A 13282-nucleotide genomic window follows, 5' to 3' on the forward strand; every position below is an offset into this window, starting at 1 on the left:
TACATGTAGGAATCTACCTCTCTTACATAACAGTTTTTGAACCGCCATTCTCAGCATATGAAACATACGTTTAAATTTCAATAGAAAAATTATTTTGAAAACGTTTTTATAAGAAAAATATTCTAAACAAAGAAAAAGACAGAGTGCTCTCTGCCTTAAAAAGCTTATGTTGCCTTTATAACATATTTAGAAAGCATCCACAAGTTAAAGCCAACTGAAATCGTATAACCAGCGTATGTTGAAATAATAAAACTTACATAATCGAAATACGGAAGCAATACGATATTTAAAACTATCTTTACAATAATGCCAATTACTAATCCTAGCACTGTTTTCTGTTGTTGGTTAATTCCTTGTAACATCGCAGCTGTTACTGTAAAAAGCGAAAATAGTATACAGGCAGGAGCATAATACTGTAAAATAACTCTCCCCATCTCCGGATCATTTCCGGCACCAAATAAAAGAGTATATACTGGTTTTGCTAACAACATCATTCCAATCGCCGCTGGTACAGTAATACCTACTACTAATACATTCGTTCTCGTAAAATGTTTGTACAGTAACTTCACATTCCCTGCTGTATAGGCTTTTGTCATCTCAGGTACGAGAGACATACTAAAAGCAGTCGCAACGGAAACTGGGATGAGTACAACCATCTGAACAAGACCAATTATTGCATTTATCTTCTCCGCTTCTCCTTGCATATACCCTATTTGTATAAGTAGTTTATTAATTGTAAATGTATCAATCGTCTGATACAACGGAATTGCTAAACCAACCACAACAAACGGTATTGAATATGTAAAGAGCTCCTTATACAGTGAGAAGAAAGATTTCGTTGTTTGCGGTATACTTGCCATCTCTTTTTTCTTTAAGTGCTTTCTCCTCCTTATGTAATACGCACTTAGAACTGTTAATCCACCTATCGCTCCCATAAAAGCACCGAACGTTGAAATACCAACAGCTAGCGAGACAGAAGCTTTTAAAATATATAAAACGACAAAGCTTCCTATTAAAATGGTTAAGACCCGAAAAAACTGCTCAACAACTACACTTAAAGCAGAAGGCCCCATCGATTGAAACCCTTGAAAGAATCCCCTTAATAAACTCATTACCGGTACAAGTATTAACGCAAAACTTACAATTTGGATATTAGTAGTGACCGCTGCTACACTATTCCCTGTTTGATCATTTCCATCGATTACAAGTTTAGCTAAATGTGGAGCTAATATATATAGCGTAAAACATGAGATTACTCCCATTATTAACATAAAAAAGATACCGCTCTTTAGCACTCTCTTAACCGTATGATAATCATTCAGTTGATCATATTTAGATACCATTTTTGAAACGGCAAGTGGTAGTCCCATCGTCGCAATGCTGAGCATAATCGTATAAGGACGATATGCATATGTGTATAAAACGTACCCACTCGTACCAACCATTGCTGTAAATGGTATAACATATATAAATCCTAACATTTTAGATATCATCGTTGCCATCGTTAAAAATATCGTTCCACGTATAAACGGTGACCCTTTCATCACATTCCTCCGCTACGCTTTATTATTACACATTATGGACAACTCCTTTTTTTTAGAACCGAAACAAATAAAAAAGCCAATGAAAAATCATTGACTTTAACGCGCTGCTTTTTTCTTTTTTAAATACTTTAAACCGAAGTATAGAGCAACAAAGAGAACAGCTCCTATAATTATGTAATGTGTGTAATCAGATGCATACTCTTTAATGTGTCGCCAATTTCCACCAAGCTTTTCACCTAAGTATATAAATAGTATTGACCATGGAATAATCGCAACTACTGTATATAGTGTAAATAGTTTTAACGGCATTTTAGCTAATCCTGCTGGAATAGAGATTGCATGACGTACGACTGGGATAAAGCGTGCAGAAAAGATTACTCCTGCTCCGTAACGCTTAAACCAACCTTCCGCTATGTCTAAATGGTGTTTATTAATAAGTAGATATTTCCCATATTTCTCTACAACCGGACGCCCTCCGTAATATCCAAGCCAGTATAAAAAGATTTGGGCTAAAGTACCACCAATAGTTCCGGCGATAACTGCACCGACAAAACTAATTTTACCATCCGCTACTAAAAATCCAGCATACGAAAGTACAATTTCACTCGGGATAATTTCAATCATTAAAGCTAGTGCTACTCCAAAGTAACCTAAGCTTGCAAAAAATTGCAATAACTGATCTATTATGCTTGCTAACATTTTATTTTCTATCTCCTTTTTTCTTCACATACCATCCCATTATTACATAAAGGTTGCATTCTGCCAATATCTTCATTTCAACAATATCATCGGCATAAGCATTATTAATCTATTAATGTTTCTTTTTGAGGTTCTTTCATGTAGGCAAACATTTCTTTAATTTGCTCTTCTGTATTTCTAGCAATCGATAAATTAGGCAATTCATTCTCACCAAAAAACTCCACATCTTCTGTTTCAATACTAATTTTCTTTTCACCACCAACAATCTTACAGCCAATAAAAATTTTATATACATGTGTTGCTGAAGGCGATGGTTGATGTTTTTCTTTATCAAATATAGCCAGTAGCTTAAAATCATCTACTTCATAACCCGTCTCCTCTAAAACTTCTTTTGCTGCTACTTCTGTCGGCGTATAACCGATATCAGCCCATCCACCTGGCAATGCCCATTTCCCATCACTTTTTTCTTTCACAAATAATAGTTTTTCATTTTGAAAAATGACTGCTCTTATATCAACTTTAGGTGTTTGATAGCCTGTCTCACTTGCAAATAACTTCTCTACTATTTCCCAATCTGTCTTTGTATAATGTGACATCATCGAAATGGAAATATCCCGTAATTGTTGGAAACGCTCTATATCATACACATCTTTAGAATACGTTAAACCCGCTTGAGCTATAGATTGTATTTGTTTTACCCAATCAACCCACTTAACTGTCATGTTTCCACATCTCCATTCTTTATTAAGTAAATATTACTTCAATTCAATTGATACATCTTTATTATACAAAAAAAGAGATTGATAATGTTCCAATCTCTTTCAAAATTAATCCAATTCATGTAAGTGGTCTTGTATATACTTTCTTCTTTTATTTATATATTCATCAATCATATCAGCTTCTTGATCAAATGTTTCTAATTTTTCTTTCATATATGGATCTTGTAGTAAATATGGGCGAATCGATTCACACAAACCTTCTACTTTCGGCATCATAAATGAAACGGTAAATTGTTCTTCTAATATTTCTTCCAAAATGCTTCGGTATTGTTTTCTAAATACAGGTATATCTAACAATCTTGCACTTAACGTGTTATAACCTTGGATACGAATATACTCATGATTAAGTGGTCTCCCTTGTACATCCCGCCCCCAAGTCGCATCATAATCCCACGGTATCACTTCAAATAAATTTGTTTCATCGTTATGATATAGTGCATAGTTATGAACGAAACCATCAAAGTTTTGTGTAAAAATAACGCCAGCTAACCATCGTAAATATTTATCAACATGCAAAAACTTTCCAATTTCTTTTTCATAAGCTTCCCTCGACAAAGCATTCGCTTGAAATACAAATTCACTCAGCTGTTCTTCACTATTTTTATTCGAACATTTAAATTCATAACCCGCAAAGAGCTCAGTCTTAACATCTTTATCTCTCTCACTCATTAAAGAAAAATTCGCATCATCATCTATCGCATAATAAATAGAACCACTCGGTAATCCTCTATTTTTCAAAAAGTTTTCATCAACTGATTCTAACTGTAAATATACACCTTGAATTTGACCATTAATTTTTATAAATACATGTTGTGATTTTGGTGAAAGTACACCAATATCATGAAAAAAATCTAAAGATAATTTATTTCGTATGAGAGACGGATCCATAAACTCAGAATTTAAATGAAACTCTTTCGCACCTTGAAATTTTTTCGGTTTATAAAACATAACATGATAAGACTTTTTCTCAAATTCACGAATATGAGCGCCTCGGTATACGATATCAATGTCATACTTCTTTTTTCCATAAGTTAATTTTGCTGGCACTGGACTATCTGACCAAATTTCTTTTTTCAACTCCACTAAGTTCATTGGATGAATAAAAAAATCATATGAAGGTAGCATATTTCCCCATCCCTTCTCAGTTCTCTTCATTCAATGTATGCACCTTGCCTTGTCCATACATCCGCTATCATCTATTTATATAAAATTACACTCTTGTCCTGTTCAGAAAGACGTCATATCTCATATCATGTTAAGGAAAAAGAATACCTTTTCAACTTAATACATGATAAGGAGGATTTCTATGAAACGTGATATTAGAAAAGCGGTTGAAGAAATCAAAAGTGCTGGGATGGAGGATTTCTTACACCAGGATCCAAGTACTTTTGAATGCGATGATGATAAATTCACTCATCATAATTGTACAACTGGATGTAAATGTACAACTGGGGGTAAATGTCCAAGAACAAGATGTACTCGCGTGAAACATTGTACGTTCGTTACAAAATGTACGCATGTAAAAAAATGGACATTTGTTACGAAATGTACTCGTGTACGTGTTCAAAAATGGACATTTGTTACGAAAGTAACGCGTAGAAAAGAATGCGTTTTAGTTACAAAACGTACTCGCAGAAAACATTGTACTTTCGTTACAAAATGCATACGCTTTGAAAAGAAATTTTTCTGGACAAAACGAAGTTTCTGTAAAAAATGCGAATTCTTCCCTCACGGACACGGTCACTCTTGCGATGATTCATGTGATCATGGTAAAGACTGTCACGATGACGGGCACAAATGGAATGATTGCAAAGGCGGACATAAATTCCCATCTTGCAAAAACAAGAAATTCGATCACTTCTGGTATAAAAAACGTAATCGCTAGTTTTTATGCCTACAAAAAAAGGCCGTTTTGCGGCCTTTTTTACGTTCATTGAAAATGACTTATATCTGCAAATTGCTTCACTTCACCTTTATCTTCTTCAAATTCTATTATACTTAGACTAGCACTATGCATAAATGGATCATCCCATACATTTTCTATTTCAATACCCGCAAAATGTCCTACAAGTAGTTTTGCCGCTGCCGCATGGGAAACAATTAATATACTTTCTCCTTTATGCTTTTCTAAAAGAAGCTGTATCCCATCCATTACCCTTTTATGAACAGCCGCAAAATTTTCTCCCGATGTTGACTGGAAAAGATGTGGTTCATACCAAAACAACTGTATTTCGTCTGGGTACTGCCTTTCTATATCATCGACTGTCTGTCCTTCCCATATACCCATGTTAATTTCATAGAAATGCTCATCCGCGATTATCGGTATATCACGTTCGCCCTTTATTAACTCTGCAGTATGAAGGGTTCTTTCACTCGGACTACTATAGATCGCATCGATAGATAAATCTTTCATTCGATCTCCTAATTGCTTAGCTTGTAACATACCATTTTCAGTTAAAGCAGAATTTTTCCTGCCTTGCATTCGTTTCTCTACATTCCATTCCGTTTCACCATGCCTTGTTACATATACCGTTGTCTTCACTTCAATTCCCACGGTTCTACTCGTCCTACAATCCATTCATCACATTTACTTTCAATTCCTTTTATTACTCCATCCGATATTTCTTCATGAGTAAGCCATCTTCCGTATGTATCTTCTAATATAAAACCTAATATTATTCTATGATAGCTACATCGCGTACCGCCTATTTTTTGTGAGGCTATTCTCGACGCTTTACTGCCTAAAATATGAAAAACGTTGTATGTTTCAGACGACAAGTCTAATTCTCTACAAATGAGTGATAATGCATCCTTTGCACTTGAGTGTATCCATGCAACAACCAATGTTATTGGGCCATTCCTCTCAATTGTGTTTTTAATAGCTAACTTTACATCGTCATCATGGTGATAATCTAACGGAAGGCATGTGATACTTTCAGGTGTGGTACTCTCCCGTTTAACATTTTCTAATTTCACTTCATCTCTTCCAATAATAGAAACATGAAACCCTTGCTCACAAAGCCACATAGACACCCTCTTTAGCATTCCCGTTCCACCAATTACTAACGCATGCAACTTCTTCCCCCCTTAGTAAAATGTCATATGAGGTTTATCTTCCCTATAATAATTAATTCGGTCTTGCAATGTCCCTGAATGAAACTCAAACTTATGTCCATCAGGATCAACAAAATATATAGACTCACAATCTCTTACATCCCGTTCTCTTCCTTGTAAAATATGAACATCATTTTCTTCTAATCGCTGTATTAGACGTTCAAAGTCTTCTTGTTCAACAGAAAATGCAATGTGCGTATAAGATTGATGAATCTCATTTCTCGGAATATGTTTCTCTTCATTAAGTGCTATCCATACTCCACATATGTTAAAATACGCCAATTTTCTCCCTTTAACTAATAATTCTCCCCCTAATACTTTTTCATAAAACATAATAGAGTTTTCTAAATTAGACACTGAAAAACAAAGATGATTGATTCCCCTTAACAACTATAATTCCTCCTTATACAAAAAAAGATGAGCGAAAATTCACTCACCTTTTATTATACTATTTTTTTGTAATATATGCCCATTTATAACTGAAGTCCCCGCCAAACGTATGATTAGCAATACCTTTTACAAACGGCTTCTCTAAATAAGCTGTGCTTTGTTGATACGTAGGAGAAATGGCAGCATCTTGACCAATTAAGATTTTTTCAGCTTCCGCAAGTGCATTCCAGCGTGCTTTATCATCTTTTAATAGCTCTCCTTTTGATTTCGCTACTAAATCATCATACTTCGGATTAGAATAATTCATTTCATTAAATGAGCTTCCAGTAACAAACATATCAATATAAGTCATTGGATCTGGATAGTCAGGGCTCCATGCAGATAATGAGAATTCATATTCGAATTTCTTTTCTAAATCTAGCTTCTGCTTGTATGGTTGCTGTTTCAAATTCACTTTAATACCAGGTAAGTTTTTCTCTAATTCTTCTTTAATAAAGTCGCCTACTTTTTTACGGCTACCATTATCATCATTTAGTAATTCAACCGTAATTGTATCTTGACCAAGCTCTTTCTTCGCTTCTTCCCATAATTTTTTTGCTTTCGCTGCGTTATCTTTACTATCACGGAAGTTTTTATTTACAGAGCGGAAGTCTTTTCCATCCGGACCTGTCGTGAATTTTTCAGGTACTAAGAAATATGCTGGCAAAGAACCGTCATTTAAAATGACATCAGCAATTCCTTTTTTATCGTATGCTAAATCAATCGCTTCACGTACTTTTTGGTTTTTAAATGTTGCATTTTTTTGGTTAAAACGCAAGAAATACATACGTGGATCTAACTTCGTTTTAAATTCATCTGGCTTATTCTTTTTATATTTATCAACAAATTCAGAAGTTAAAATAACTCGATCTGCTTGATCACTATCATATAAATTTACTCCAGTGCTTGTTTCCTTCACAATACTTACATTAATTTCGTCTAACTTTACAGTATCTTTATCCCAATAATTAGGATTTTTCTTTAACTGATAATTTTGTTCATGTTTCCATTGACTCATTGTAAATGGTCCATTATATAATAATTTATCTGCTTCTAATCCGTATTTATCTCCTTGCTCTTTCACATATTTTTCATTTAATGGGAAAAATGTAGGGAACGACGTAAGCTCAAGAAAATAAGGTGCTGGTTGCTCTAATTCTACTACCAACGTTTTATCATCCTTCGCTTTAACACCCAATTGATCTGATGGTAATTCTCCTTTATTTACTTTCTGTGCATTTTTCACATCAAATAAAATGAATGCATATTCTGCCGCTATTGCTTTATCTAATGTACGTTGCCATGCATATACAAAATCTTGTGCTCGAACTGGATCACCATTTGACCATTTCGCATCACGTAATTCAAATGTATATGTCTTTTTATCTTCACTAATCTTCACATCTTTTGCCATGCCTGGTGTTGGTTTATTATCTTTATCTAGACGATATAAACCTTCCATTGCATTTACAAAGGCACGGAAAGATACAGAATCCGTTGATTTAGATGTATCCATTGAAGGAATTTCAGCTGTTTCTAGCAAATTTAAAACTTGTTTATCTGCCATTTCCTTATTCGATTCTTTCTTCGTTGTCGAAGCCTTCTCACCATTCCCACATCCTGCAACCAATACACTTGTCGTTAACGCAAGTGCAGCAATTGTTGTTGTCTTTCTCTTCATTCTTCCTTCCCCCAATCTATATGTATAAGTTAAATCTTGTATAATATATTTCATTATACAAAAGATTCTGATTATTTTAAATATTTATTTTAACAAACATAGAAAAAAGCGGTCGGAAGTTTCTTTCCAGCCGCTTTTTTGAATCGCATTTACTTGTAATCCATCCTCTATATCAAATGGATTTTGAACCTTAAATATTTCGTCCATCATCTTCAAAAACTCTTCTTCATTTTTAGATTCACCATTAACCGTAAGCGAGTACGGTTCCACTTCACCCAATTTATAATCGACAACAAATTGAATCGTCACCTTTTGTCTTGGTGATCCCGCGTTATATCCTTGGAATTCTACTAATTCTAACCCTTCCGTTCCACGATAATATATCCAACCTGAATTTTGAAAATAATTTTCGAAAGATTCACCTATTGAAAAGAAAGGATATTCATAAAGCGAGCTTGTACGAACCTTTTGTATAACGTCTCGATCAGTCGGAAAAAAGAAATGACTAAAAAATATGCTAGCAACTGCTAAAATAGTAACAATTGTCGCTCCCATTTTGCTCGTTCCGCCGCTATCATGGATAAGATAGTTTTCAACTGATTTATCTTTTATTTCTCTTGCTTTTATTCGGTATATACGTCTTTCCGCAAATTGATAGTATAATCCATTTGCAAAAATCCCCATTCCAAACAGAATAAAAATGAGTAATAAAAACGTAAGAGGCACCATATTAATGATTGGCAGTGCTACATTGAAACCCATATAATAAGAAAACGCATCACACGCTACTAATAACAATACAAATAATGCTGCCGGTAAATAGTACTTACGATATCCAAGCCAACCTATATTGAAAATAGTTGCCCAACCATTCCAGCTCCACCTAGCAATCCGCTTATTCTCAAGCTCCCATTTCCTTTTGTAATACGGATATTGTCTCCCTACATATACTTCTAGTTCTTTATCTATTAACGAGCTACTTTCACCTTGTTCATTATCCAACTTTCGCTGACAACTTGCACAATTTAACTGTTCCTCCTCGCAAGGTTGCCCACAATTTATACATTTCAAAACAATCCCTCTTCCCATCCATACGTCATTTCATAATACCTTCGTGTTTTAATAACCACTCTTTCCTCCATAAACCACCAGCATATCCAACAAGCTTTCCACTCTTTCCTATTACACGGTGACATGGAACGATTATTGAAATTGGATTCCGACTATTTGCCCCTCCTATCGCCCGTACAGCTTTCGTATTTCCAACCTTCTCTGCAATATCTAAATATGAAGCACTTACGCCATAAGGGATAGTATAAAGCGCATCCCATACATTTTTTTGAAATACTGTTCCCTCAGCAGATAGCGGGACTGTGAACTCTTTTCTTTTCCCCTTAAAATATTCATCTAGCTCATTTATACATTGATCTATTATTTCATTTTTATGTTCTTCTTGTCTCTCATCAACAAATATAACAGACGTAATTCCTTTATCGTTCGCTGTAATTTCCAGCAAGCCTAATTCACTTTCATAATAAGCCTGGTACATATGTCATCCTCCAATTCAATTCATATTAATTATTGTAACACGAATAGACAAAATTTTTCGTATAAGCGTTTTATTAGGGAAACAAAAACAAGAATGATACAATGTAAGAAAATTCAATCTAGGAGGCTATTGGATGAATTCTGAACTTTTTTCACCTTATACAATTAAGGACGTTACATTAAAAAACCGTATCGTTATGTCACCTATGTGCATGTATTCATCAGAAAACGAGGATGGCCAAGTAACTAATTTCCATCACGTTCATTACGGAACAAGAGCTGCTGGTCAAGTTGGTTTAGTTATGATCGAAGCAACAGCCGTGTTACCTGAAGGAAGAATTTCTAATAAAGACCTAGGTATATGGGATGATAGCCTAATTGAAGGCTTACATAAAACGACAACTTTTATACATGATAACGGCGCAAAAGCCGCCATTCAACTTGCTCACGCCGGAAGAAAAGCTGAATTAGAAACGGATGCTCTCGCTCCATCCGCAATTCCGTTTAATGAAACTATGAAAATCCCAGTAGAAATGAGTATACAGCAAATAAAAAAGACCATATTAGCTTTTCAAGAGGCTGCAATACGATCCAAACAAGCTGGATTTGACGTTATTGAAATACACGGCGCTCACGGTTATCTTATTAATGAATTTCTTTCTCCACTTTCTAATAAACGGACCGATGAATATGGAGGTTCACCTGAAAATCGCTATCGTTTCTTACGTGAAATCATTGACTCAATAAATGAAGTTTGGAACGGACCGTTATTTGTTCGTATTTCAGCAAACGATTATCATCCTGACGGTTTAACGGTTCAAGATTACGTTCCATATACAAACTGGATGAAAGAACAAGGAGTAGATTTAATTGATTGTAGTTCTGGAGCTGTTGTTCCGGCACACATCGATGTATATCCCGGGTATCAAGTGCAATATGCTAAACATATTAAAGAACATGCTAACATTGCAACTGGGGCTGTTGGTTTGATTACGAATGGAGTACAGGCAGAACAAATTTTAAATAATAACGAAGCAGATTTAATTTTTATCGGACGTGAGTTACTTCGCAATCCTTACTTTCCAAGAATAGCCGCCAATGAACTTAGTTTTGAGTTAGAAGAACCGTATCAATACAAACGAGCACCGGGGAAACTCCATACAAATAAATAAAACCGAGAATAATATGTACTACTGAATCTAGAGGAATAAAAAGTATACTATAAGATAACGTATGTTATTTCATAATATCGTTTTAAGGTGGATCAACATTTTGCTTGATACACCTATTTTTTTATGTATTTATCTCCCTTTCTGAATATGTGACAGGGTTAAAAATCGAATTCCACAATCATGATTACGAAAAAAAACAATTCCTCAGATTAAGTGAGAAATTGTTTTTTCATATAGTAGTATTCTACATATTAATTCGTTTGTTTCGTTTATAACTCCAACAATTTTAAGTATCATTTACAAATAAGAACGATGCGCTGGCCATGAACCTTGAAGCTTGCGAAGTTGCACAATTTGCCCGGTATGATAAGCATCGTGCAAAAGGATGTTCATATATTGTTGCCAAATTGGTAGAGAAGGAGTTAATTGATTTAGTTCTGCTTCTTGAAGGGATATTAATGCAGATTGTAAGGCATCATGCACTTGAATTGTTCGCAACACTGTTTGTTGCCAAGCATCCTCATCATTACGTCCACCTTGGACAAACGTTTCATCATTATTTTGTGGCGCCACAAATGTTTCATCTTGATGCAAGCGGGCAAGTAAGCGTTCTTTAAAGATAAGTAAATGGTTTACATTTTCCCAAATCGTATTACTAGCCTCTCCTTCTGGTTGCCAACATGCTTGTGCAGCAGTAAGGTGCTTTAACGCGTCTGATAAAGGTGGATACCATTCTTCTTCGTAAAACACTTGCTTAATTCCATTTTGCAACATTTCTTTTTTACTCATTCTTATATCCTCCTTTTGCAAATCTCCCAAAAATACGGAGTAGTACATATAGGACTTTTATATCTTCGGAACCCAATTCCCTTCAGATTTTACTCAAACAGATTATTTCCAAATAGAAAGTATATTCTATTTGATTTATTGGCATTACAAACAATGGATATATGATAGTAGTATATTTTCAAATGAAGTGAAACATTCTTATAAGACGAAATCATCCGTTAGTATAATACGACTCTAAAAATAGCATTGCAATAAACGAGGTCACTTGTCGTACTAGAGTTGGAGACGTATAAAGTGAAACTTTAATCCGCGGGGGTTTTGCTGTCCACAAATAGCGGGATAAGAATGCGATTTGCATAATAAATTATCGTAAAAAAGGAGTGGGATTCCCACTCCTTTTTTACTTTCTTATAATTGCTAAACTACATGTATTTACTATTCATTCAAGATTCAAACTTGATTTTTAATACATGCCATTTTTCACGTTTTTTATTCTATCGTTGTAATTTCATTTGAGTTATAAATATAAATACCCGTTTCTTCTCTCAATGCAGTTATATACATCCCTTTCGCCACATCTTTCGCTGAAATTGGTTTATACTTTTTGAAAGCCCCTTTAAATATAAAAGGAATGATACGAGATAACTTTTCAGCCATTCGTTCACCGAAACGAAATTCTTGTCGATTTCCTACTAATAAAGATGGCCTAAAAATGTGAATACCACCAATGACTAACTTTTGTAATTCCTCTTCCATTCTCCCTTTAACTTGCGAATAAAAGAAAAACGATTTAGGTTTTGCTCCCATTGAAGACACAACAAGGAAATTTTGTACCCCTTGTTTTTCAGCTAAACAAGCAGCTCGTAACGTATATTCATAATCTACCTTTTTGAAATTTGCCTTTGTTTTTGCTTTTTTGATTGTTGTTCCTAGACAACTAAATACGTCATCTACAGCAAAAAACTCTTTATATTCCTCTAACATCGAAAAATCTATTTGCTTTTGCTGTAATTTTTCATGTTGCCATTGCATTGGTTCCCTTACAAAAATAGTAACCGAATCGTAGTAATCTGATTCAAGTAATAGACGCGTTATCTCTTGTCCAACTAAACCACTTGCACCAAGTACTAACGCTGTTCGCTTATTCATATATGCATATACCTCTTATTTTACTTTTCTCTCCTTCAGTAAAATACAACTTTTAGGAGTTTCCTGCTCTCATTTTACCACAAGTAAAGCACTATGCGTACGCATAGTGCTTTACTCACTCTTTTTTCTCATCTTTCTCTCGCAATTTTGTTACTGTTGATGCACCTCCTAAATTACTTATTAATCTTCTTAAAAAAATTAAGACTAATGCTAATGGTAATACTACCGCTAATATCAATAAAATAGCTTCCATTAAGTAACCCAAACACTCATCCCCCTCTACACCCTCCTTTCAAATATATGAACGTAGCGTTGTCACATATGCATGCATTCCTAAAAATAATACATCCAAATTTGACAACTTTATAACAAAAACAA

15 protein-coding genes are annotated in these 13282 nt (G+C 34.6%); 2 read left to right on the forward strand and 13 right to left on the reverse strand.

Translation table 11 applies throughout. The features are described 5' to 3' along the window. Nucleotides 1-164: 164 nt before the first annotated feature. The 4 genes from DT250_RS17265 to cotH all read right to left on the reverse strand — a co-directional run bounded on the left by DT250_RS17265 (nt 165) and on the right by cotH (nt 4147). Nucleotides 165-1544, reverse strand: a complete 1380-nt coding sequence (locus tag DT250_RS17265) for a putative polysaccharide biosynthesis protein (protein WP_046954954.1) — start codon at nt 1542-1544, stop codon at nt 165-167. Between the two features lie 96 nt (nt 1545-1640). Then, the gene (gene uptA, locus DT250_RS17270; RefSeq protein WP_000881203.1) at nt 1641-2243 is read right to left on the reverse strand and encodes an undecaprenyl phosphate transporter UptA; all 603 of its coding nucleotides are present in this window, start codon (nt 2241-2243) and stop codon (nt 1641-1643) included. A 104-nt stretch (nt 2244-2347) separates the two neighbouring features. Continuing rightward, nucleotides 2348-2965 carry an NUDIX hydrolase N-terminal domain-containing protein gene (locus DT250_RS17275; RefSeq protein WP_088063114.1) on the reverse strand — a complete coding sequence of 206 codons (618 nt, stop codon included), beginning with the start codon at nt 2963-2965 and terminating at the stop codon, nt 2348-2350. Nucleotides 2966-3070: 105 nt separating this feature from the next. Continuing rightward, nucleotides 3071-4147, reverse strand: a complete 1077-nt coding sequence (gene cotH, locus DT250_RS17280; RefSeq protein WP_149213473.1) for a spore coat protein CotH — start codon at nt 4145-4147, stop codon at nt 3071-3073. A 181-nt stretch (nt 4148-4328) separates the two neighbouring features. Between cotH and exsB the strand changes: the two genes are divergently transcribed. Beyond that, entirely contained in the window at nt 4329-4907 is a 579-nt protein-coding gene (exsB, locus tag DT250_RS17285; RefSeq protein WP_097906694.1) for an exosporium protein ExsB, read from the forward strand. 45 nt (nt 4908-4952) lie between these two features. Here exsB and DT250_RS17290 read toward each other — a convergent pair whose 3' ends face one another. From DT250_RS17290 to DT250_RS17315, 6 genes are all read right to left on the reverse strand, one after another. After that, nucleotides 4953-5564, reverse strand: coding sequence for a phosphoserine phosphatase 1 (locus DT250_RS17290; RefSeq protein WP_097906695.1), 612 nt, complete (start codon nt 5562-5564; stop codon nt 4953-4955). After that, nucleotides 5561-6097, reverse strand: coding sequence for a short-chain dehydrogenase (locus tag DT250_RS17295; RefSeq protein ID WP_149213400.1), 537 nt, complete (start codon nt 6095-6097; stop codon nt 5561-5563). The genes DT250_RS17290 and DT250_RS17295 overlap by 4 nt, the downstream gene beginning before the upstream one ends. A gap of 12 nt (nt 6098-6109) precedes the next feature. Next, nucleotides 6110-6526 carry a FosBx1 family fosfomycin resistance bacillithiol transferase gene (gene fosB / locus DT250_RS17300; RefSeq protein WP_088063110.1) on the reverse strand — a complete coding sequence of 139 codons (417 nt, stop codon included), beginning with the start codon at nt 6524-6526 and terminating at the stop codon, nt 6110-6112. A 58-nt stretch (nt 6527-6584) separates the two neighbouring features. Further along, the gene (locus DT250_RS17305) at nt 6585-8246 is read right to left on the reverse strand and encodes a peptide ABC transporter substrate-binding protein (protein WP_097906697.1); all 1662 of its coding nucleotides are present in this window, start codon (nt 8244-8246) and stop codon (nt 6585-6587) included. Nucleotides 8247-8330: 84 nt separating this feature from the next. Continuing rightward, the gene (locus tag DT250_RS17310; protein WP_098649354.1) at nt 8331-9335 is read right to left on the reverse strand and encodes a DUF2628 domain-containing protein; all 1005 of its coding nucleotides are present in this window, start codon (nt 9333-9335) and stop codon (nt 8331-8333) included. A gap of 7 nt (nt 9336-9342) precedes the next feature. Further along, nucleotides 9343-9795 carry a methylated-DNA--[protein]-cysteine S-methyltransferase gene (locus tag DT250_RS17315; protein ID WP_087982770.1) on the reverse strand — a complete coding sequence of 151 codons (453 nt, stop codon included), beginning with the start codon at nt 9793-9795 and terminating at the stop codon, nt 9343-9345. 133 nt (nt 9796-9928) lie between these two features. Between DT250_RS17315 and namA the strand changes: the two genes are divergently transcribed. Then, nucleotides 9929-10966, forward strand: coding sequence for an NADPH dehydrogenase NamA (gene namA, locus DT250_RS17320; protein ID WP_087982772.1), 1038 nt, complete (start codon nt 9929-9931; stop codon nt 10964-10966). A 297-nt stretch (nt 10967-11263) separates the two neighbouring features. Here namA and DT250_RS17325 read toward each other — a convergent pair whose 3' ends face one another. The 3 genes from DT250_RS17325 to DT250_RS31705 all read right to left on the reverse strand — a co-directional run bounded on the left by DT250_RS17325 (nt 11264) and on the right by DT250_RS31705 (nt 13169). After that, nucleotides 11264-11755: a DinB family protein gene (locus tag DT250_RS17325; RefSeq protein WP_088063107.1), complete on the reverse strand. Its 492-nt coding sequence runs from the start codon at nt 11753-11755 to the stop codon at nt 11264-11266. Between the two features lie 489 nt (nt 11756-12244). Then, the gene (locus DT250_RS17330; protein ID WP_048559679.1) at nt 12245-12904 is read right to left on the reverse strand and encodes an oxidoreductase; all 660 of its coding nucleotides are present in this window, start codon (nt 12902-12904) and stop codon (nt 12245-12247) included. A gap of 115 nt (nt 12905-13019) precedes the next feature. Continuing rightward, the gene (locus tag DT250_RS31705) at nt 13020-13169 is read right to left on the reverse strand and encodes a hypothetical protein (protein WP_179952850.1); all 150 of its coding nucleotides are present in this window, start codon (nt 13167-13169) and stop codon (nt 13020-13022) included. Between the last annotated feature and the right edge of the window lie 113 nt (nt 13170-13282).

The organism is Bacillus sp. AR2-1, assembly GCF_008368755.1.
Taxonomy (GTDB): Bacteria; Bacillota; Bacilli; order Bacillales; family Bacillaceae_G; genus Bacillus_A; species Bacillus_A wiedmannii.